At 61.3% G+C, this 19932-nt stretch carries 20 protein-coding genes; 12 read left to right on the top strand and 8 right to left on the bottom strand.

Annotation, left to right across the window (positions count from 1 at the left end; genetic code table 11):
- Positions 1-17: 17 nt before the first annotated feature.
- The gene (locus HU730_RS20860; RefSeq protein ID WP_034128165.1) at positions 18-770 is read right to left on the bottom strand and encodes an alpha/beta fold hydrolase; all 753 of its coding nucleotides are present in this window, start codon (positions 768-770) and stop codon (positions 18-20) included.
- Positions 771-1071: 301 nt separating this feature from the next.
- Here HU730_RS20860 and HU730_RS20855 point away from each other — a divergent pair, with 301 nt between their 5' ends.
- The gene (locus HU730_RS20855; RefSeq protein WP_186527822.1) at positions 1072-1623 is read left to right on the top strand and encodes an RNA polymerase factor sigma-70; all 552 of its coding nucleotides are present in this window, start codon (positions 1072-1074) and stop codon (positions 1621-1623) included.
- Between the two features lie 529 nt (positions 1624-2152).
- Here the strand turns inward: HU730_RS20855 and HU730_RS20850 are convergent.
- On the bottom strand, positions 2153-2941 hold the full coding sequence (locus HU730_RS20850; protein ID WP_096143453.1) for a transporter substrate-binding domain-containing protein: 789 nt from the start codon (positions 2939-2941) through the stop codon (positions 2153-2155).
- 92 nt (positions 2942-3033) lie between these two features.
- Positions 3034-3657, bottom strand: coding sequence for a TetR/AcrR family transcriptional regulator (locus tag HU730_RS20845; protein ID WP_034126813.1), 624 nt, complete (start codon positions 3655-3657; stop codon positions 3034-3036).
- Positions 3658-3810: 153 nt separating this feature from the next.
- On the opposite strand from HU730_RS20845, the gene HU730_RS20840 reads away from it, so the two are divergent.
- The 8 genes from HU730_RS20840 (at position 3811) to HU730_RS20805 (ending at position 13193) form a co-directional block, all read left to right on the top strand.
- The gene (locus tag HU730_RS20840; protein ID WP_096143455.1) at positions 3811-5589 is read left to right on the top strand and encodes an acyclic terpene utilization AtuA family protein; all 1779 of its coding nucleotides are present in this window, start codon (positions 3811-3813) and stop codon (positions 5587-5589) included.
- Between the two features lie 12 nt (positions 5590-5601).
- On the top strand, positions 5602-6474 hold the full coding sequence (locus HU730_RS20835; protein WP_034126811.1) for an SDR family oxidoreductase: 873 nt from the start codon (positions 5602-5604) through the stop codon (positions 6472-6474).
- A gap of 4 nt (positions 6475-6478) precedes the next feature.
- Positions 6479-8092: a geranyl-CoA carboxylase subunit beta gene (gene atuC, locus HU730_RS20830; protein WP_186527821.1), complete on the top strand. Its 1614-nt coding sequence runs from the start codon at positions 6479-6481 to the stop codon at positions 8090-8092.
- Between the two features lie 68 nt (positions 8093-8160).
- Positions 8161-9318 carry a citronellyl-CoA dehydrogenase gene (gene atuD / locus HU730_RS20825; protein WP_186527820.1) on the top strand — a complete coding sequence of 386 codons (1158 nt, stop codon included), beginning with the start codon at positions 8161-8163 and terminating at the stop codon, positions 9316-9318.
- Complete coding sequence (locus tag HU730_RS20820) at positions 9315-10076, top strand: enoyl-CoA hydratase-related protein (protein WP_186527819.1); 762 nt, start codon at positions 9315-9317, stop codon at positions 10074-10076. Before atuD ends, HU730_RS20820 begins: the two co-directional genes overlap by 4 nt.
- Before the next feature lie 109 nt (positions 10077-10185).
- The gene (locus HU730_RS20815; protein ID WP_186527818.1) at positions 10186-12069 is read left to right on the top strand and encodes an acetyl/propionyl/methylcrotonyl-CoA carboxylase subunit alpha; all 1884 of its coding nucleotides are present in this window, start codon (positions 10186-10188) and stop codon (positions 12067-12069) included.
- Between the two features lie 74 nt (positions 12070-12143).
- Complete coding sequence (locus HU730_RS20810; protein ID WP_019818536.1) at positions 12144-12686, top strand: exonuclease domain-containing protein; 543 nt, start codon at positions 12144-12146, stop codon at positions 12684-12686.
- Positions 12687-12908: 222 nt separating this feature from the next.
- Complete coding sequence (locus HU730_RS20805) at positions 12909-13193, top strand: pyrimidine/purine nucleoside phosphorylase (protein ID WP_003226701.1); 285 nt, start codon at positions 12909-12911, stop codon at positions 13191-13193.
- 47 nt (positions 13194-13240) lie between these two features.
- Here the strand turns inward: HU730_RS20805 and HU730_RS20800 are convergent, their stop codons facing one another.
- Positions 13241-14047, bottom strand: a complete 807-nt coding sequence (locus tag HU730_RS20800) for an MOSC domain-containing protein (RefSeq protein ID WP_186527817.1) — start codon at positions 14045-14047, stop codon at positions 13241-13243.
- 38 nt (positions 14048-14085) lie between these two features.
- Entirely contained in the window at positions 14086-15021 is a 936-nt protein-coding gene (locus HU730_RS20795; RefSeq protein ID WP_034126805.1) for a chemotaxis protein CheV, read from the bottom strand.
- 547 nt (positions 15022-15568) lie between these two features.
- Between HU730_RS20795 and HU730_RS20790 the strand changes: the two genes are divergently transcribed.
- The 3 genes from HU730_RS20790 (at position 15569) to HU730_RS20780 (ending at position 17920) form a co-directional block, all read left to right on the top strand.
- A complete protein-coding gene (locus HU730_RS20790) occupies positions 15569-16012 on the top strand; it encodes a hypothetical protein (RefSeq protein WP_169918712.1) in 444 nt (147 codons plus the stop codon).
- A gap of 358 nt (positions 16013-16370) precedes the next feature.
- On the top strand, positions 16371-17264 hold the full coding sequence (locus HU730_RS20785; protein WP_034126804.1) for a sensor histidine kinase: 894 nt from the start codon (positions 16371-16373) through the stop codon (positions 17262-17264).
- Positions 17261-17920, top strand: coding sequence for a response regulator transcription factor (locus HU730_RS20780; RefSeq protein ID WP_034126803.1), 660 nt, complete (start codon positions 17261-17263; stop codon positions 17918-17920). The genes HU730_RS20785 and HU730_RS20780 overlap by 4 nt, the downstream gene beginning before the upstream one ends.
- Here the strand turns inward: HU730_RS20780 and yegS are convergent.
- The 3 genes from yegS to HU730_RS20765 form a co-directional block, all read right to left on the bottom strand.
- Positions 17879-18799, bottom strand: a complete 921-nt coding sequence (gene yegS, locus HU730_RS20775) for a lipid kinase YegS (protein ID WP_034126802.1) — start codon at positions 18797-18799, stop codon at positions 17879-17881. The two genes, HU730_RS20780 and yegS, sit on opposite strands and share 42 nt — an antisense overlap.
- 223 nt (positions 18800-19022) lie before the next feature.
- Positions 19023-19415: a DUF2802 domain-containing protein gene (locus tag HU730_RS20770; RefSeq protein ID WP_014719330.1), complete on the bottom strand. Its 393-nt coding sequence runs from the start codon at positions 19413-19415 to the stop codon at positions 19023-19025.
- Positions 19416-19898, bottom strand: a complete 483-nt coding sequence (locus HU730_RS20765) for a chemotaxis protein CheW (protein ID WP_003192896.1) — start codon at positions 19896-19898, stop codon at positions 19416-19418.
- Positions 19899-19932 lie beyond the last annotated feature (34 nt).

The raw sequence follows: 19932 nt of genomic DNA, 5'->3' as shown, positions 1-19932 counted from the left end.
CGGGAAGTCGGTGGGGTTCAGCCGGCGACGAGCTGCCGCGCCGCGCCAATGCGCCAGCGCGCCAAGTGCTCGTCGGCATAGCGACGCACGCAGCGCAGCACGGCGCTTTCGTGCTGCACGAGGAAGAAGTGATGGCCGTCAAACATGTCCAGGGAAAACCCACTGGCGGCGTCGAGTTGCCAGTCGAGCAACTGGTCGGCACGCACGCTGTCTTGCTTGCCACCGAACACGTGAATCGGCAGCGTCAGAGGCTGACGCTCGCCATAGGTGAAACTGCCGCACAGCAGGAAATCAGCGCGCAGGATCGGCAACATCAGTTGCATCAGCTCGGGGTTGGCCAGGGCTTCTTCGGCGGTGCCCTGCAATTCGCGCAGCCGGGCAATGAGTTGGGCATCGGTCTTTTCGACGGCGTACTCGCTCACATCACGACGCGCCGGGCCCGCCGTGCCGGACGCGAACAACGCCAGGGGCGCGGGCAGATTGCGCGCGTTCAGAGCGTGAGCCAATTCAAACGCCAACAACCCGCCAAGGCTGTGGCCGAACAAGGCATAGGGGCCATCGAGATCACGGCTGATTTCTTCAGCAAGCTGCGCGGCCAAGGCCTTGATATCGCGCTGCAATGGCTCGTCCATGCGCATGCCGCGTCCCGGCAATTCCAGCGGGCACACTTGCAGCCAGTCCGGCAGGACCCGGCGCCAGCGAGCGTAGACCGAGGCGCTGGCGCCTGAGTGGGGCAGGCAAAACAGGCGCAGCCGCAGGGACGTACTCATCCCGCGAGGACTCCGAACTGAAACACGCTGAATGCACGATAAAAACCCATCTGGTCCTCCTGCGGGTGCTGATCCTTGGCCGTTGTACTAACGAACCTGTCACCCATGAGAACGGACGGAGCCTTCAAATAATTAGTCGCCGGGGGCGAGCGAGACGTGGTTCACACCTTTGCCCAAGCCATAAGATTAGTTCGTCTTCTCATTTGACAATCATTATCATTAAGCATAATTTGTTGCCCGATATGTAGGAGGCCTCAGCAGGGATGCCCTCCCCTAACCTATTCGCAGCAAGGTGATTTCCATGACGGAACAAGTATCCACAGGCAAGTGCGATTCACCCCTTCTCCAAGCGTTCGTCGACAATCGACTGATTTTGGTGAAGATCGCGGCCCGTATCACCGGGTGCCGCTCCCGCGCCGAAGACGTGGTGCAGGACGCCTACTTCCGGCTGCAGTCGGCGCCGACCATCACCTCATCGTTCAAGGCCCAACTGAGTTATCTGTTTCAGATCGTGCGCAACCTGGCGATCGATCATTACCGCAAGCAGGCCCTGGAGCTCAAATACTCCGGGACCGAAGAGGAAGGCTTGAATGTGGTTATTCATGGCGCTTCACCGGAAACCTCGCACATCAATTTCAACACCCTGGAAAACATCGCCGACGCCCTGACGCAACTGCCCCAGCGCACCCGCTACGCGTTCGAGATGTACCGCTTGCATGGCGTGCCGCAAAAAGACATCGCCAAGGAGCTTGGGGTGTCGCCGACCTTGGTGAACTTCATGATTCGCGATGCGCTGGTGCATTGCCGCAAGGTGTCGGGCAGTCATAGTGATACGTTTGCGCGGCGGGTTTAATGCAGCGCAGACATATGTGGGTAAGGGCTCCACGGTAACTACGATGCGAAGCGAGCCGCTCTTGATCTTGATCTGCTTGTGATCTTGATCTGGCTTTTGATCTTAGGCGCCCCGTTAAACCACGCTGGCCGGAATTCGACAGGGATTTGGGGGGTAAACCGGCAGGGATGCCGGTTTAGCCGCCCCGCGCCATGGATGGCGCGTGGCGGCGGCCCCCCAAATCACTGGCGGATTACGGGCACACCGAGCCTAGGCGAGGTGCCGAGTGGTGGGGCAAGAGCGTTTTGCTTACTTTTGCGCTTTTCAAAAGTGAGCCGCTGTAAAAGCGGAACCCTAAGTAGCCGTTACCGCAGGAATGGATATGTACACGGTCCAACTGTGTTGACTGTCAGGCCGCCACCGCAGGCAAGCCTGGTTCCACATTTTGACTGTGGGGTGTCAGGTAGATAGGTGTCGGCTTTCAGGCCGTCATCGCAGTCAAGCCACACAGTTGACCCCCCGAGCCCGAAGGATTTTACTTACTAAGACCTCAGGGCAGCGCCGTCACATCAATACGATACGGCTCAAAAATCTTCAGCATCTGGCCACTGTCGCGCAGACGCTTGAGCAGTTCGGCAAACGCCGGACCAGTGATCGGTGCCTTGGGCCGCAACAACGCATAGTGGTGATACACCTGGTCAATACGCTCCGACACCAAAAACTGCCCCGCCATGTCTGCGTTGCGCACCATGAAATCACTCAGGTACGAACGGGTAACCAGTGCAATATCCGCACGCCCACGAGCAACCATCAGCAAATTACTGTCATGGGAATAGGTCAACGTCGCGTTGAAACGCTCGGCCATGTTCTTGGGATCGGGATTGAAGTCGGCAAAGGCATAGTGATACCCGCTGAATACCGCCAGGCGCTTACCGGAGAGGTCGGCGAAGTAGCTCTGGTCGCGCCCGGGTTGACGCTGGGCAACGAATATTTCCGCATCTTCCAGCCCCATATCAACACTGGTATGGGCAATATTCTGCCAACCCCAGGACGGGTTTTCGAAGATGGCCATGTCGACCCGGCCTTGCTCGAAGTCACGAAAACGCCGGGGGATTGAGGTAGGCACCACCACGAACTGGTAATCGGTTTGCGCAGCGTTCAACGCCTCGACCAATTGCGGCAGCAACCCGGTGTCGGCGCCTTGTTCAGGGCGTACGGTGTAGGGCGGAAAATGCGCCGCGCCGATTCTCACCAACTGCGCGGCACCGGCCTGCGTCCACGCGGCGGTGCCCAGTGCCCATAAAGTAAGTCCTGCAGCCAGCCGCCATGGCGAAAACATCGAGGCACGCACCGTTGAAGAGTTCAATGCCGATAAGCTAGGCGTTTTTGCTGGGGGAGACAACTTTCGCCAGCAAATTAATAACTTGCGCCTCAGTCCGACTTCAGCACCATCAACAAAGCCTCTTCGGCCAACTCTTCAAGGGTCAGGCTGCCTTGGGCGCGAAACCAGGTGGTGGTCCAGGACAAGGCGCCAGTGAGGAAGCGCCGGGTGATAAACACATCGCCCCGGATGTAGCCAGCGGCCTTGGCCTCGCCCAGTACCTGCAACCAGATCTGCTCATACACGTCACGGAGGGCCAGCACGTGCGCCTGGCCTTCGGCCGACAGCGAGCGCCATTCGTAGACCAGCACCGCCATGGCCTCGCCACTGCCACCCATGATCGACTGCAACTCGCAGCGGATCAGCGCCAGCACGCGTTCGCGCACCGTGCTCGCCTCTTCCAGTGAAGCGCGCATCATCGCGGTGTTGTAATGGATGGTTTCCTCCATCACCGCACGCAATATCTCATCCTTGCTCTTGAAGTGATGAAAGATGCTACCGGACTGGATGCCCACGGCGCTGGCCAGATCTCGCACAGTGGTGCGCTCGAAACCCTTGTTGCGAAACAGATGAGCTGCGGTTTGCAGCAACTTGCCGCGGGCGCTCTCGGGGTCGGTCAATTGGCCACCATCGACCATGGTGCGCATCACCCCCAGGGCTTTGTGCTCATCCATGCTGCTCTCCTTCACGTCTACTGTCGTCTTGGCCGGCAATTTAGGCCGTGACTGCCACCCAAGCAAGCGCTTGGGTAAAACTTGTGACTGGAGTTTACAAACCAAGCGCTTGCTTGGTAGTCTCGGCACCAGCCCTTGGAGGAAGGATTTCTCATGAGCAAGACGGTACGTATCGGCTGCGCCAGCGCCTTCTGGGGCGACACCTGCACCGCCGCCGCCCAATTGGTGCAGGGCGGTGCCTTGGATTACCTGGTGTTCGATTACCTGGCGGAAGTCACCATGTCGATCCTCGCCGGTGCCCGCCTGAAAGACCCCAAGGCCGGTTACGCCACGGATTTTGTCGAGGTGCTTACGCCCCTGCTGGCGGATATCCAGCGCCAGGGCATCCGGGTGATCAGCAATGCCGGCGGTATCAACCCCCAGGCCTGCGCCGCCGCCCTGCAAGCAGCCTGCGATAACGCCCACATCCCGCTGAAAATCGCCGTGTTGCTCGGCGATGACCTGCACCCTCAACTCAAACAGCTGCCGACTGTCACCGACCTGTACAACGGCGCCCCGCTGCCGCCCCTGTGCGTGTCCGCCAACGCCTACCTCGGCGCACCGGGCATTGCCCAGGCGCTGGGACTCGGCGCCGATATTGTCATCACCGGCCGGGTGGTCGACAGCGCAGTGGTCAGCGCGGCACTGGTGCATGAATTCAATTGGTCATGGCAGGACTACGATCACCTGGCCCAGGCCGCCCTGGCCGGGCATATCATCGAATGCGGCGCCCAATGCACCGGCGGTAACTTCACCGACTGGCGTGACGTGCCCGACTACGAACATATCGGCTTCCCTATCGTCGAAGTCAGCGCCGACGGCCAGTTCACCGTCAACAAGGTCGAAGGCAGCGGCGGGCTGATCAGCGAACTCAGCGTGGCCGAACAACTGCTGTATGAAATCGGTGACCCGCGCGCCTATGTGCTGCCGGACGTGATCTGCGATTTCAGCCAGGTCAAACTGCAGCAACAAGGCAAACACGCGGTGCGCCTGCACGGCGCCAAGGGCCTGCCACCCACCGACCAGTACAAGGTCAGCGCCACTTACCCCGATGGCTTTCGCTGCACCGCCAGTTGCCTGCTCGCCGGCATCGACGCGGTGGCCAAGGCCGAGCGGGTCAGCCAGGCGCTCATCAACAAGACTTCGGAGCTGTTCAGCCAGCGCGGCTGGGCGCCCTACACCGACGTCAACATCGAACTGCTTGGCAGCGAAGCCACCTACGGCGCCCACGCCCGGCGTGCGGATTGCCGCGAAGTGGTGGTGAAGCTGGCGGTGCGGCATCCGAACAAGCAGGCGCTGGTGCTGTTCGCTCGCGAGATCGCCCAGGCGGCCACCGGCATGGCACCGGGGCTGACCGGCATTGTGGGCGGGCGGCCGACGGTGTATCCGCTGATTCGGCTGTTTTCGTTCCTGGTCGACAAATCACGGTGTAGCGTCGCCATCGAGTACCAAGGCCAACGTCATGCCGTCGAGCTGCCCGCCTCCGCGTCTCTGCTCACGCCGGCTGTGCCCATCGAGCCGGCCAAGCCGGAGGGCCGTGCCGATGCCAGTGTGCCGCTGGTGAAACTCGCCGTGGCGCGCTCTGGTGACAAGGGCAACCATAGCAATATTGGCGTGATAGCCCGCCACCCCGACTACCTGCCGTGGATCGCCGAAGCCCTGACCCCGGAGGTGATCGTCGACTGGATGGACCACGTGCTCGACCCGATCCATGGCCGCGTCGAACGCTGGTACTTGCCCGGCAGCCACAGCCTGAATTTCCTGCTGGAGAATGCCCTGGGCGGCGGCGGTATCGCCAGCCTGCGCATCGACCCGCAAGGCAAAGCCTTCGCTCAGCAACTGCTGGAAATCCCCATCGCCGTGCCGCAACACATTGCCGATCAACTCACCTAAAGGACCGTCGCCGTGGCCTTCGACTCGATCTTCAAAGCCGACCTGTTCAAGGGGCAAACCGTGATTGTCACCGGAGGCGGCAGTGGCATTGGCCGCTGCACCGCCCATGAGCTGGCGGCCCTTGGTGCCTGCGTGATCCTGGTGGGGCGCAAGCCAGAAAAACTGCAGAAGGTCGCGGCGGAAATTGCTGAAGATGGCGGCGTCGCCCATTGGCATGCCTGTGACATTCGTGAGGAAGAGGCGGTGAAAGCGCTGGTCACGCAGATCCTGCACGACCACGGCCCCATCCATGGCCTGGTGAATAACGCGGGCGGCCAATACCCGTCGCCACTGGCGGCGATCAATCAGAAGGGCTTTGAAACCGTACTGCGCACCAACCTGGTGGGCGGTTTCCTGATGGCGCGGGAAGTGTTCAACCAGTCGATGAGCAAGCACGGTGGCGCGATCGTCAACATGCTCGCCGACATGTGGGGCGGCATGCCCGGCATGGGCCACTCCGGCGCGGCGCGCTCCGGCATGGACAACGTCACCAAGACCGCCGCGTTTGAGTGGGGCTATGCCGGGGTGCGCGTCAACGCCGTGGCGCCTGGCTGGATTGCCTCCAGCGGCATGGACACCTACGAAGGCGCGTTCAAGGCGGTGATTCCCACCCTGCGTGAGCATGTACCGCTCAAGCGCATCGGCACCGAGTCGGAAGTCAGCGCGGCCATCGTCTTCCTGCTCAGCCCGGCTGCGGCCTTTATCAGCGGTAGCACCCTGCGCATCGACGGCGCCGCCAGCCTGGGCAGCCGCGCATGGCCGCTGCACAAGGCGCAGGCGCCGAGCGAGCCATTCAACGGGTTCCACCGCGCCTACCTGCCGGATGTGCTCAAGGCGGAGCAATAACGCCATGCCAGTCATTGAAACCATGATCGAGCCTAACAGCCCAGCGTTCGCGCAAAACCGCGAAGCCATGCTGGCGTCCATTGCCCAGCTACGCCAACTGGAACACACCCTGCTGGCCAAGGCCCAGGAAGCCAAGCCCAAGTTCGACAAGCGCGGCCAATTGCTGCCCCGTGAGCGCCTCAACCTGCTGCTGGACCCCGGCGCGCCTTTCCTGGAGCTGGCCAGTCTGGCCGGCTACAAACTCCACGACGACAAGGACGGTAGCGCCGCCGGTGGCGGGCTGATCGCTGGTATCGGCTATGTCAGCGGCGTGCGCATGCTGGTGGTGGCCAACAACAGCGCGATCAAAGGCGGCACCATTTCCCCCTCCGGGCTGAAAAAATCCCTGCGCCTGCAACAGATCGCCATGGAGAACAAACTGCCAGTGGTGACCCTCGCCGAAAGCGGCGGCGCCAACCTCAACTACGCAGCCGAGATTTTCGTCGAAGGCGCGCGCAGCTTTGCCAACCAGGCACGCATGTCCGCCATGGGCTTGCCGCAGATCACCGTGGTGCACGGCTCGGCCACGGCCGGTGGTGCGTATCAGCCGGGCTTGTCGGATTACGTGGTGGTGGTGCGCGGCAAGGCCAAGCTGTTCCTCGCCGGGCCACCGTTGCTCAAGGCCGCCACTGGCGAAGTCGCCACCGATGAAGAACTGGGGGGTGCGCAGATGCACGCGCAAACCGCCGGCACCGCTGAGTACCTGGCCCAAGACGATGCCGACGGCGTGCGCATCGTGCGTGAAATTGTGGGCCTGCTGCCCTGGAATGATCGCTTGCCGCACGCGCCACAACGCTCTTATCGCGAACCGCTGTATCCGATTGAAGAGCTGTTGGGGCTGATCCCCGATGACCCGAAAAAACCCTACGACGTGCGCGAGATCTTGGCGCGCCTGGCTGACGGTTCCAACCTGCTGGAATTCAAAGGCGAGTTCGACCCCCACACCGTCTGTGCCCATCTGCATATCCAGGGGCGCGCCGTGGGAGTGATCGGCAATAACGGCCCCATCACGCCGAAGGGCGCGAGCAAAGCCGCGCAGTTTATCCAGCTGTGCGACCAAAGCCGCACGCCGCTGCTGTTTTTGCACAACACCACCGGCTTCATGGTGGGCACCGAGTCGGAACAGCAAGGGGTGATCAAGCACGGCGCGAAGATGATCCAGGCGGTGGCCAATGCCCGTGTGCCTAAACTCACCATCGTGGTCGGTGGCTCCTACGGTGCCGGCAACTACGCAATGTGCGGCCGCGGCCTGGACCCGCGCTTTATCTTCGCCTGGCCCAACAGCCGCACCGCGGTGATGGGCGGCGCACAAGCGGGCAAGGTGCTGCGCATTGTCACCGAGGCCAAGCAACTCAAGGACGGCCTGGTGCCCGACCCCAAGGTGCTCGACATGCTCGAACAGGTCACCGCGCAGAAGCTCGACAGCCAGTCCACCGCCCTCTACAGCAGCGCCAACCTGTGGGACGACGGGCTGATTGATCCACGGGATACCCGCACCTTGCTCGGGTTTGTGCTGGATATCTGTCACGAAGCCGAACTGCGGCAACTGCAACCGAACAGCTTTGGCGTGGCGCACTGATCGTTCCCACGCTCCGCGTGGGAATGCAAACCAGGACGCTCCGCGTCCCAACAGGGAGAACAATAAAAATGATCTTCACCCAGGAACACCAGGAACTGCGCCGCACCGTGCGCGCCTTCGTCGACCGCGAGATCAACCCGCACGTGCATGAATGGGAAAAAGCCGGGCGCTTTCCCATTCACGAAATCTTCCGCAAGGCCGGCGACCTCGGCCTGCTGGGTATTTCCAAACCGGAAAAATTCGGCGGCATGGGCCTGGACTACAGCTACTCCATTGTCGCCGCCGAAGAGTTCGGCACCATCCGTTGCGGCGGCATTCCCATGTCCATCGGCGTGCAGACCGATATGTGCACTCCGGCCCTGGCGCGCTTCGGCTCCGATGAACTGCGCGAAGAGTTCCTGCGCCCGGCCATCAGCGGCGAACAAGTGGGCTGCATCGGCGTCTCGGAAACCGGCGCCGGCTCCGACGTGGCCGGGCTCAAGACCCATGCGCGCAAGGACGGCGACGACTACGTGATCAATGGCAGCAAGATGTGGATCACCAATTCGCCCAGCGCTGACTTCATCTGCCTGCTGGCCAACACCTCGGACGACAAGCCGCACATCAACAAATCCCTGATCATGGTGCCGATGAACAGCCCCGGCATCAGCGTCAGCCCGCCGTTGGAAAAACTCGGCATGCACAGCTCCGAGACCGCCCAGGTGTTTTTCGACGGCGTGCGCGTACCGCAACGCAACCGCATCGGCCACGAAGGCGCGGGCTTCATGATGCAGATGTTGCAGTTCCAGGAGGAACGCCTGTTTGGCGCGGCCAATATGATCAAGGGCCTGGAGTACTGCATCGACAGCACCATCGAATACTGCAAGGAGCGCCAAACCTTCGGCAAGGCGTTGATCGACAACCAAGTAATCCACTTCCGCCTGGCGGAACTGGCCACCGAAATCGAATGCCTGCGCGCCTTGGTCTACCAGGCCACCGAGCAGTACATCAAGGGCCAGGATGTCACGCGGCTGGCCTCCATGGCCAAACTCAAGGCCGGGCGCCTGGGCCGTGAGGTCAGCGACAGTTGCCTGCAATATTGGGGCGGCATGGGCTTCATGTGGGACAACCCGGTGGCCCGCGCCTATCGCGACGTGCGCCTGGTGTCGATTGGCGGCGGTGCCGACGAAATCATGCTGGGCATCATCTGCAAACTGATGGGCACCCTGCCCGGTAAAAAGCCATGAGCACCTTGCTGCTAGAAGCCCACAACGGCGTGCTGCATATCACCCTCAACCGGCCCGAATGCCGCAATGCAATGAGCCTTGAAATGGTCAATGAGCTGCGCGCGGTACTGGCGCAGTTGGACAGCCAGGTGCGCGCCGTGGTGATCAGCGGCGCGGGCGGGCATTTTTGCGCGGGGGCCGATGTGAAGGATCTGGTCAGCGCGGGGGATCAACTGCAAGCGTTGAACCGCGCATTTGGCACCTTGCTGCAAGAGGTGCAGGCACTGACACCCGTGGTGATCGCGGTGCTGCAAGGCGCGGTGCTGGGCGGTGGGTTCGGGCTGGCGTGCGTGAGTGATATTGCGATTGCAGAGGGCCAGGCGCAGTTCGGCTTGCCCGAGACCCGCCTGGGCTTGTTGCCGGCGCAGATTGCGCCGTTTGTGGTCAAGCGTATTGGCCTTACTCACACGCGGCGCCTGGCGCTGACGGCGGCGCGGTTTGATGGGGTGGAGGCTGGGCGGCTGGGAGTGGTGCATTTTGTCGAGCACGACGCCCAGGCATTGGCGCAGCGGGTGGATGAGGTATTGGGGCAGGTGTTGCAGTGTGCGCCGGGGGCGAACGCACGGACTAAAGCGCTGTTGCTGGCCAGTGTGGATGAGCCCCTTGAGGCCGTGCTGGATCGCGGGGCGCAGTGGTTTGCCGAGGCGGTGATGAGTGAAGAAGGGGTTGAGGGGACGCAGGCGTTTGTGCAGAAGCGAAAGCCGAGTTGGTGCAAATGACGCCTTCGCGAGCAAGCCCGCTCCCACAGGGGGAGACATTTCAAATGTGGGAGCTGGCTTGCCTGCGAAGAAGCCCCAACACACGCCACATCCACCAAGGGATAACCCAATGCCCGCATTCACCAAGATCCTGATCGCCAACCGCGGTGAAATCGCCTGCCGCATCCAGCGCACTGCCCAGGCCCTCGGCTACCGCACCGTGGCCGTGTACAGCGACGCGGATACCGATGCCCTGCACGTGCAGATGGCCGACGAAGCCGTACACATCGGCCCGGCGCCCGTCCACCAGTCCTACCTGAACACAGAGGCCATCCTCGCCGCCGCCCAACTGACCGGCGCCGACGCCATTCACCCCGGCTACGGCTTCCTCTCGGAAAACCCCGACTTCGCCCGCGCCTGCCAGCAGGCCACGCTCACCTTCATCGGCCCCAGCGCCGAGGCGATCGAACTGATGGGCAGCAAACGCCTGTCCAAACTCGCCATGCTCGACGCCGGCGTACCTTGCATCGCCGGTTATCAAGGCAGTGCCCAGGACGATGCCACCCTGCAACGGGAAGCCGAACGCATCGGCTTCCCACTGATGATCAAGGCCAGCGCCGGTGGCGGTGGGCGTGGCATGCGCCTGGTGCACCAGCGCGAACAGCTGCTTGAGCAACTGCGCACCGCACGCTCGGAAGCCATGAATGCGTTCGGCAGCGACGAGCTGATCCTCGAACAGGCGCTGATCGACCCGCGCCACGTGGAAGTGCAGCTGTTCGGCGACAGCCATGGCAACCTCATTTACCTCGGCGAACGCGACTGTTCGATACAGCGCCGCCATCAGAAAGTCATTGAAGAAGCGCCCTGCCCCGTGATGACGCCCGATCTGCGCCAGGCCATGGGCGAAGCCGCGCTCAAGGCCGGGCGGGCGGTGAGCTATGTAGGTGCCGGCACCGTGGAGTTTCTGCTCGACCGCAACGGCCAGTTTTATTTCCTGGAAATGAACACGCGCCTGCAAGTCGAACACCCCGTCACCGAGATGATTACCGGCCTCGACCTGGTGGACTGGCAGTTGCAGATCGCCGCCGGCCAACCGCTGCCACTCACCCAATCACAGGTGACCCTGACCGGCCACGCCATGGAAGTACGCCTGTACGCCGAAGACCCGGCCCAGGGCTTCCTGCCGCAAACCGGTGACGTGTTGCGTTGGGAACCAGCCCCCGGCGTACGCATCGACCATGGATTGCTTGAAGGCCAAACCGTCAGCCCGTTCTACGACCCGATGCTGGGCAAGATCATCGCCCACGGCGCCAGCCGCGAAGAAGCCCGGCGAAAACTGCTGCGGGCCGTGGAAGACAGCGTATTGCTGGGCGTGGCGACCAACCAGCGTTTGCTCATCGACCTGCTCAAGCACCCGGACTTTATCAATGGCGACTTCAGCACGGGGTTGATCGCCGAACACTTCAGCGTCATCCCACAGCAGACGGCGACCGCTGAACAGCTCAAGCTGGCCGCCGCGCTGTTTTATCAACACAGCGCCAACCAGCACACCCAAACACTTGCGCGCTGGCGCAATACGGCGAGTGTCCCCGTAACGTACCGTCTGGAGACCAACGGCCAACTCCACAGTGTCAGCGTTGACGACCTGCAACTCACCACCGACGGCCGTCACGCCAGCCTCGTCATCAAGGGGGTCCGCCGCCGCATCGCTTATCACCTGGACGGCAACCGGCTATGGCTACCAGGGCTGACCGTCACAGACCGCACCCAGCAAGTCGCCAGCCGCCAGGCCGACGCCAGCAGCGGCACGGTCCAGGCGCCCATGGACGGCGCCATCGTCGATATACGGGTGTGCGTCGGTGAGACCGTCAGCAAAGGCCAACTGTTGCTGGTGCTCGAAGCGATGAAAATGGAGCACCCGTTGAAGGCCGGCATCGATGGCACCGTCAAGGAGATGCGCGTCATGACGGGCGACCAGGTGCGCAACCGTCAGGTTTTGCTGGAGATCGAATAACGCCCCTAGGCGGAACTACAGGGCCGGGCTACGCTCTATCCCCATCAGGAAGGGACGAGTACGGGAACCTGCACATGCCTCATTGGCTGATTATTGACCTTGAAGCCACAACGGATGACGGCGGCTGGCCCGTGACAGAGATGGAAGTCATCGAGATCGGCGCCAGCCTGGTCAACCGCCAGGGCCGCGAACTGGACCACTTCCAGCGCTTTGTGCGGCCCTTGCGCCGGCCATTGCTGACACCCTTTTGCCGCAAACTCACCCATATCACCCAGGCCAATATCGACATGGCCGCGCCGATCACCGAGGTGTGGCCGCTGTTCGAGCGCTGGCTGGGCCAACATCAGCCACGCCTGGAAGGCTGGGCCAGTTGGGGTGACTATGATCGCGTGCAGCTTGAGCTGGAGTGGCAGCGCCATGGCCTCGCCAGCGCCCTGGGCGATACGCCGCATGTGAACCTCAAGCAACGCTTTGCCAAGGCCCGGCGCCTGGACAAGCCGCTGGGGCTCAATGGTGCGCTGCAATTGGCCGGAATGCAGTTCAATGGCCAGCAGCATCGCGCCCTGGAGGATGCACGCAACACCGCACGCCTGCTGCCGCTGATATTGCCGGTCTAGGCAGCGTCCACAGCCTTGGGCATACTGGCCAGCCATTTTCCTTTGATGCTGCCCACCTGCACCAACGAAATCCTGTGGCGAGCAAGCTTGCTTGCGCTGGGGTGCGAAGCTCCCCCAAAAAACGGGGACTGCTACGCAGTCAACGGGAGCAAGCTCCCTCGCCACAGAAGCCCGCGCCTGCAGTGATGAGCGTAAGCATCCATCTTTTCCGAGGATTCACCCATGTTCAAAGTCAACGAGTACTTCGACGGCACCGTCAAGTCGATCGCTTTCGGCACCGCAGAAGGGCCGGCGACCATCGGCGTGATGGCTCCGGGTGAATACGAATTCGGCACCGCCCAACGTGAAATCATGCACGTGGTCTCCGGCGCCCTGACCGTGAAGCTGCCCGACAGCAGCGACTGGGAAACCTTCGCTGCCGGCAGCCAGTTCAACGTACCGGCCAACAGCAAGTTCCAGTTGAAGGTTGCGGTGGACACCGCCTACCTGTGTGAATACCGCGGCTAAGCGGTACCCGGCACACAAAAAGCCCATCTCCCACGAGACGAGCTTTTTTATTCCAGCACCGTTACCGACATGCCGACTTCCAGGCGCCCGATGCCATCGTTGACCAGGTTCTGGCCGAACATCGCGCCCTTTTCGGTCTTGCGGTAGGTTTCCAGCGTCGCGAAAGGCTCGCGGTCGGGGCTGCGCTCACCGGTCTGGGGGTCGACTGTGGTGAGGATGCACCGCGAGCACGGCTTGACCACCCGAAACTCCACGTCGCCGATGCGCAAGCGCTTCCAGCCGTCTTCGGCGAAAGCCTCGGCGCCCTCGATGACCAGGTTGGGACGAAAACGCAGCATCTGCATCGGGCGGCCGATCTTTTCACACAAGTCGTCGAGAGAGCCCTGGCCGATCAACAGCAACGGGTAGCCGTCAGCGAAGCCGACCTTGTCGTCATCCTTGCCATACCCGGCTTCGGTGGTGCGCGCACGTTCCAGGGGCAGTTGCACCAGGCGCGTCGGCTTGCCAATGAATGCGCTGACCCAGGCCGCGGCCTCATCGCCAGCATCCGGCACACGCAGGGTGTCGCGCCAGATGGTCACACCACGCAGTTCGCCGGCGCTGCCCGGCAATGCCACATCCAAAGACGCGTAGCCCGGCGAACTCAGGGTCAGGCCCCCGCTGCTGTTCCACAACGCCGAGAGCTGGCTCATCTTCGCCACGGCCCGTTGCGTCAGGAACCGCCCGCTGGCTTCATCCACCAGCATCCAGCGTCGATCCCCGTCCAACCCGAGTTTATCCAGGCCAATCTGCTGCAAGGCTTCGGCCTTGCCGGACTTCAAGGGGTAACGGTACAACGCGCTGAGACGCAGCATGGGCCTGCCTTCCTAGGAAACAAAGTGTCATCCTAAAGTCAGGCGGGCATTTCGTCCAACATCAGTCGCTGGCGTACCACGTCCACCAGCTTGTCCGGCTGGAATTTGGAGAGGAAATTGTCGCAGCCGACCTTTTTGACCATCGAGTCATTGAAGCTGCCCGACAGCGAGGTGTGCATCACCACGTACAGACCACGCAGGCGCGGGTCGTTGCGGATTTCGGTAGTGAGACGGTAGCCATCCATCTCGGGCATTTCGGCGTCGGTGAAGATCATCAGCAGTTTGTCGGTCATCACTTGGCCGCTGTCGGCCCAGGCCTTGAGCATGTTCAGTGCCTTGAGACCGTCGCTGGCGACGTGCATCTTCACGCCCAACTGGCCCAGGGTGTCACGCAACTGCGACAACGCCACGTTGGAATCATCCACCAGAAGCACTTCGCGGCCACGGGCACGCTCCAGCACCGGATCTTCAAGTTTGTCCCGGGAGACCTTGGCGTTGTAGGGCACGATCTCGGCGAGGACTTTTTCCACGTCGATGATTTCCACCAGTTGCTCATCGACCTTGCTGATGGCGGTGAGGTAGTGCTGGCGACCGGCGCTGGTCGGCGGCGGCAGGATGGCTTCCCAGTTCATGTTGACGATGCGGTCGACGCCGCCCACCAGGAACGCCTGCACCGAGCGATTATATTCGGTGACGATAATGGTGCTGTTGGGGCCCGGCACCAAAGGACGCATGCCGATGGCCTGGGACAGATCGATCACCGGCAGGGTCTGGCCACGCAGGTTGACCACCCCACACACGAACGGGTGGCGCTGAGGCATCAGGGTCAGCTTGGGCAACTGCAGCACTTCCTGCACTTTGAACACGTTGATCGCGAACAACTGCCGTCCGAAGAGGCGGAACATGAGAATTTCCAGGCGATTCTCACCCACCAATTGCGTGCGTTGATCTACCGTGTCGAGAATGCCGGCCATTAAAAGCTCCTGGTGTACACGCCGCAGGCGCGTGAAAGGGTATGCAGCTGTATAAGCACGTTATCGGCGGCAAGCGCCGGACCTTGACCCCAATAAAATGCCATGCAAACCCATTGATGTCACACTGACATCATGCTTTACTGCTTGGGCCCTTAATGCTCTATCAAGCCGCCTTGCGCGACAGTCGAATTGACGTGCAGTTCCACCACATAGGGGATTCCCCTATACGCAATCAGGCCCAACCTGATATTCGCGATATCTAATAGCCATTAATGTGACGCCATTCTCATTGCATGAATGGAGTCAGGCTTTTGTTTGCCCACCCAAGCCCTTGGTCTACGGGCCTTTCAGGCACTCACGTATCGGCAACTGAAGTTGCGTCATCCCGCCTAACAGCGGTTAAAGGCGGCATTCGTGAGTTTTTCAATAAACGTCCTACTGGATTATCGGAAGCAACCTACACGTCCCAGTCGTATTTCAGCGCTAGTTTTAAGCCATTCACCCGGTGCGACATCTCATCACCCGACCTTAAGTTGTGGAGACTTGCATGATGAATAGCGCGAACGAATGGCAAACCGCGCTTCCCGAGTTTTTGCTGGAAGCCGAAATGCTCCTGGCCAAGTCCGAGGAATGCCTGAACCACCTGCATTTGATCCGCAATGACAGCGACGCCATCGACTGCATGAAAACCAGCTTGGCCAAACTGGCAGAAAAAGCCGATGGCCTGGCCTTGCAGGCGATCAGCGAGTTCTCCCGGCATATTCAATACCTGATCGCCAATGCCGTGAGCCCGGTGCAACTGCATGACCAAGCCCTGGAGGCGTTGCACGACTGCCTGAGGTTACTGGCTTGGCAACTGGAGCTGATTGACATCCGTACCGGGGAACTGGGCCTGGATGACAGTGAGCAAACTTCGCTGATTGCCACGGTGACCTCGCAGATTCCGCAAAAAGACTACGGCCATCAGCAGCGTCTACAGCAGAGGTCTTAAACCAAGGAGAGGTCGTATTTAATACCCGTGTTATCTAAAAGCGACCGTTTAAGCCAAAGATGAAACACTTTTAGAGACTGAAGAAATATCAATTAGCCAGCACCTTAAAAATTGTACAAATCAGTCTAACTAATACTACTCAAGAGCGCTGGCCTGACCGTCAGGGCATTGACGTGGTTAATATATCGAGGGAGGAATATGCCAGGCGACCAACGGTAATAGTGGTGGTACCATGCCCCGCTCGAAATGAAGCAACTTCATTATGGATAACCACGATCCGGCACCGCACTCTCGACAGAGCCCAGTCAACCGCCGTGACCGGTCTTCGCGCAGTGAACCCTCATTGGCTCCATCCGCTATGTACGCCAGCCTCAAGTCACTCATCGCAAGGTTCGTGTCCCGCCGCCATGCGCGCCCCCTCATCCTTGCCCTGTGCCTGTGCTCACTGCTGGTCAGCCTGTGGGTTTACCTGCAAGGCGCGCCGCTGCCATTAGTGATTGTGTTGCTCAACCTGGTCACGTTGGCAGTGGTCGCCCTGCACCAGTGGCGCTCGCGCAAAGCCATCAAGTTCCAGCCCCAGGAGCTGGCCGACCGCCTGCTGCAAGTCCAGGAAAACGAACGCCACCGCCTCAGCCGCGAGCTGCACGATGACATCGGCCAACTGCTGACCGCCGCCAAGTTGCAGAGCGAATGGTTGCAGCGTCGACTACCCCAAGACCTGCAAATTCATTGCTCGGTGCTATGCAATACGCTCAATGAAACCCTGGCCAAGGTGCGCGACGTGTCCGCCATTCTCAACCCTCGCCAACTGGCAAGCCTGGGGCTGGAAGCCAGCCTGCGCGCGCACCTGCTCAAGGCCCTGGAAAATACCCAGGTGTGCTGGAGCCTGGAGTGTCAGCAACGCCTCACCGGCATTCCCGAAGAAATGGCCGTGGCGGCCTTTCGCATCACCCAGGAAGCGGTCACCAACATGCTGCGCCATGCGAAGGCACACAACCTGCTGGTGCGCCTGCAACGCTTGCCGGAAGGGCTGTCACTGACGATATGCGATGACGGTCAGGGCTTCGCACCTGCCGCCGACCCCGGCAAGGAAGGCCAACGGGGCATGGCCGGCATGTGCGAACGGGCCCACCAGTTGGGCGGCACCGTGTCCGTCAGCAGCCAGCCGGGCAACGGCACACGCATCCACGCACTTTTCCCCTGGGCCCCCCGCGCCCTCGAACGGGCCAGTGCCCATAAGGTTCTCCGGTGACCTGCAATCTGCTCCTGGTCGATGACCATGCCTTGATCCGCGCCGGCGTGCGTGCACTGATCCTGGATATCCCCGGCTACGCCGTCGTTGGAGAGGCCAGCGATGGCGCGCAACTGCTTGAGAAATTCTGCGCCCTGCAGCCCGACATTGTACTGCTGGACCTGTCGATGAAACACACCGGGGGCCTGGATGCCTTGCAGCAGCTCAAGCGCGCCTACCCCAAGTGCAAAGTGCTGATCCTGTCGATGCACACCGATCCCGAGATGATCATGCGCGCCCTGGAGTCTGGTGCCCACGGCTACCTGCTCAAGGACACCACCGCCAATGAGCTGGAACATGCCCTGCTGGCTCTGCGTAACAACGAACGCTATCTGAGCCCTGCCATCGCCCACACAGTGATCAACCAGGCGCTGATCCGTAGCCAGGACTCCAGCGCGCCTGTCGCGCACAGCCACAACCTGACGGCGCGGCAACTGGAAATCCTGCGCTTGATCGTGCGCGGCAAATCCACCCGGGAAATTGCCCACGGCCTGGGCCTGAGCATCAAGACTGTCGAAGCCCACCGCTCGCAGATCATGAAGCGCTTGCAGATTTTTGACGTGGCGGGCCTGGTGCTATTTGCCGTGCGTGAGCAGATCATCAGCCTGGACGACTAACGGCGAACCCAGCGGCAAGTGCACGCGCAGGGCCTTGGGCAGCGCCTCGAAGTGCAGGTCGTCGCCTTCCAGCGGCTCGCCGTCGAGGTTGATGTACAAGCCTTGTGCGACCTTGATCTTCACCCAGGGCAGGCGTGCGCGCACGAACATGGTGTCCAGGCCCCAGCCGTTGTTCATCAACTCACGCAACGTGCCGACCACCTCTTGAGGCGCCGGCAAGATGCTGACATCCAACAGCCCGTCATCAGCCAATGCTCCGGGGCACAGCACATGCCCGCCACCGGCCTGGCGACCGTTGCCGATGCCCAACGCGAGCAACTCGCCTTTCCAATGGAAATCCGGGCCTTCCAATTCACCGTAGGCGGCTTTCAATTCACTGAAGCGGGTTAAACCGGTGAACAGGTACGCGGCACCGCCCAAGACCTTCTTCAGGTCTTCGGAGGTGTTGGCCGTGACCTGGCTGCCAAAACCACCGGTGGCCATGTTCAAGAAGATTTGCCCACCGACCTGGCCAAGGTCGATCGCCCTGGGCTGTACGTCCAGCAAGGCCAGGGCGCCAGCCGGCTCCAACGGCACGCCGGCGGCCTTGGCGAAATCATTGGCGGTGCCCAGGGGCATCAGCACCAGGCTGGCGTCAGTGTTGGCATGGGCCATGGCTTCGGCCACATCGCGCAAGGTGCCGTCGCCACCGCCGGCAATGATATGGGTGTACCCCTCGGCCAGGGCTTCATTGACCAGTCGCCGGGCATCACCGCCCTCCCAGGTCACCCGCACCGCCAACTCCCCACCCTGCTCACGCCGCGCCAGCACAGCAGCGCGCACATCCTCGTTGAGGGCTTGTTTGCCGTGGAGGATCAACAGGGCTTTGGGGGCGGTCATTTGGGAGAATCTCCTGGGTCAAGGTGCTTGAAGGATGTGGACCTTTGGGGAACAGGAAAAGTCTGTGGCTGGAGAAAATTGATTGAGGTATGCAGATCAAAATGTGGGCTGTCAGGCAGATAGATGTCGGCTGGCAGGCCGTCATCGCAGGCAAGCCAGCTCCCACAGTTGGATCGTTGGGCGCAAGGTAGAGAAGCGTCGGCTGCCAGGCCGCTATCGAGAATCAGCCCTTGTGCAACTTGCTCATCAACTGCGCCTCAGCCTGGGTCAGCCCGCACGACTGGGTCAACTCATCCACCGTCGCCCCCATGCCAACCAGCTTGGCCGCCTGGGCAAACGACAGGTTCGACGGATCACGCTGCTCCAATTGCACCAACCTGTCCGGCAACGGCGCAAGAATCGCACGCAGTTCATGCACCTCATCCCCCACCCGCACCGCACTTTGCTGGTAATGATCAACGCGCTTGACCAGTTCCAGAATGCGCCGGTCACGCACCGCATCGCGCTCGGCCTGTTGCAAGGCCAACTCCCGCTGCTGGCGCACATAGCGCAGCACAAACGCCAAGGTCCCGGCCCACAACAGGGCCAGGACAATCACCGCTGCCTCAAGGAACAATCAGATGCTCTCCAGTTCCGACCACTCTTCTTCGCTCATCATCTTGTCCAGCTCAACCAGAATCAGCAGTTCGCCGTTCTTGTTGCACACGCCCTGGATGAACTTGGCCGACTCTTCGTTACCGACGTTCGGTGCGGTTTCCACTTCCGATTGGCGCAGGTAAACCACCTCGGCCACGCTGTCGACCAGGATGCCGACCACTTGCTTGTCGGCCTCGATGATCACAATACGGGTGTTGTCGCTGACTTCAACCGTGTCCAGGCCGAACCGCTGACGGGTGTCGATCACCGTCACCACGTTGCCGCGCAGGTTGATGATGCCCAGCACGTAGCTTGGCGCGCCTGGAACCGGGGCGATCTCGGTGTAGCGCAACACTTCCTGCACGCGCATCACGTTGATGCCGTAGGTTTCGTTGTCCAGCTTGAAGGTCACCCATTGCAGGATCGGATCATCCAAACCTTGTGCGGACGCTGACTTGTTCATTCATCTGACCCCTTCAAATGCCGCTATCGACGGC

Origin of the sequence: Pseudomonas sp. SWRI22 (assembly GCF_014268395.2) — a bacterium.
Classification (GTDB): Bacteria; Pseudomonadota; Gammaproteobacteria; order Pseudomonadales; family Pseudomonadaceae; genus Aquipseudomonas; species Aquipseudomonas paracarnis.
Note: the sequence above shows the minus strand (reverse complement) of the source record. Positions and strands in the feature narration are given on the sequence as shown.

Coding starts and splice junctions, on each gene's coding strand:
- HU730_RS20860 (WP_034128165.1), bottom strand. CDS start 770: ATGAGTACGTCCCTGCGGCTGCGCCTGTTTTGCCTGCCCCACTCAGGC.
- HU730_RS20855 (WP_186527822.1), top strand. CDS start 1,072: ATGACGGAACAAGTATCCACAGGCAAGTGCGATTCACCCCTTCTCCAA.
- HU730_RS20850 (WP_096143453.1), bottom strand. CDS start 2,941: ATGTTTTCGCCATGGCGGCTGGCTGCAGGACTTACTTTATGGGCACTG.
- HU730_RS20845 (WP_034126813.1), bottom strand. CDS start 3,657: ATGGATGAGCACAAAGCCCTGGGGGTGATGCGCACCATGGTCGATGGT.
- HU730_RS20840 (WP_096143455.1), top strand. CDS start 3,811: ATGAGCAAGACGGTACGTATCGGCTGCGCCAGCGCCTTCTGGGGCGAC.
- atuC (WP_186527821.1), top strand. CDS start 6,479: ATGCCAGTCATTGAAACCATGATCGAGCCTAACAGCCCAGCGTTCGCG.
- atuD (WP_186527820.1), top strand. CDS start 8,161: ATGATCTTCACCCAGGAACACCAGGAACTGCGCCGCACCGTGCGCGCC.
- HU730_RS20820 (WP_186527819.1), top strand. CDS start 9,315: ATGAGCACCTTGCTGCTAGAAGCCCACAACGGCGTGCTGCATATCACC.
- HU730_RS20815 (WP_186527818.1), top strand. CDS start 10,186: ATGCCCGCATTCACCAAGATCCTGATCGCCAACCGCGGTGAAATCGCC.
- HU730_RS20810 (WP_019818536.1), top strand. CDS start 12,144: ATGCCTCATTGGCTGATTATTGACCTTGAAGCCACAACGGATGACGGC.
- HU730_RS20805 (WP_003226701.1), top strand. CDS start 12,909: ATGTTCAAAGTCAACGAGTACTTCGACGGCACCGTCAAGTCGATCGCT.
- HU730_RS20800 (WP_186527817.1), bottom strand. CDS start 14,047: ATGCTGCGTCTCAGCGCGTTGTACCGTTACCCCTTGAAGTCCGGCAAG.
- HU730_RS20795 (WP_034126805.1), bottom strand. CDS start 15,021: ATGGCCGGCATTCTCGACACGGTAGATCAACGCACGCAATTGGTGGGT.
- HU730_RS20790 (WP_169918712.1), top strand. CDS start 15,569: ATGATGAATAGCGCGAACGAATGGCAAACCGCGCTTCCCGAGTTTTTG.
- HU730_RS20785 (WP_034126804.1), top strand. CDS start 16,371: ATGTACGCCAGCCTCAAGTCACTCATCGCAAGGTTCGTGTCCCGCCGC.
- yegS (WP_034126802.1), bottom strand. CDS start 18,799: ATGACCGCCCCCAAAGCCCTGTTGATCCTCCACGGCAAACAAGCCCTC.
- HU730_RS20765 (WP_003192896.1), bottom strand. CDS start 19,898: ATGAACAAGTCAGCGTCCGCACAAGGTTTGGATGATCCGATCCTGCAA.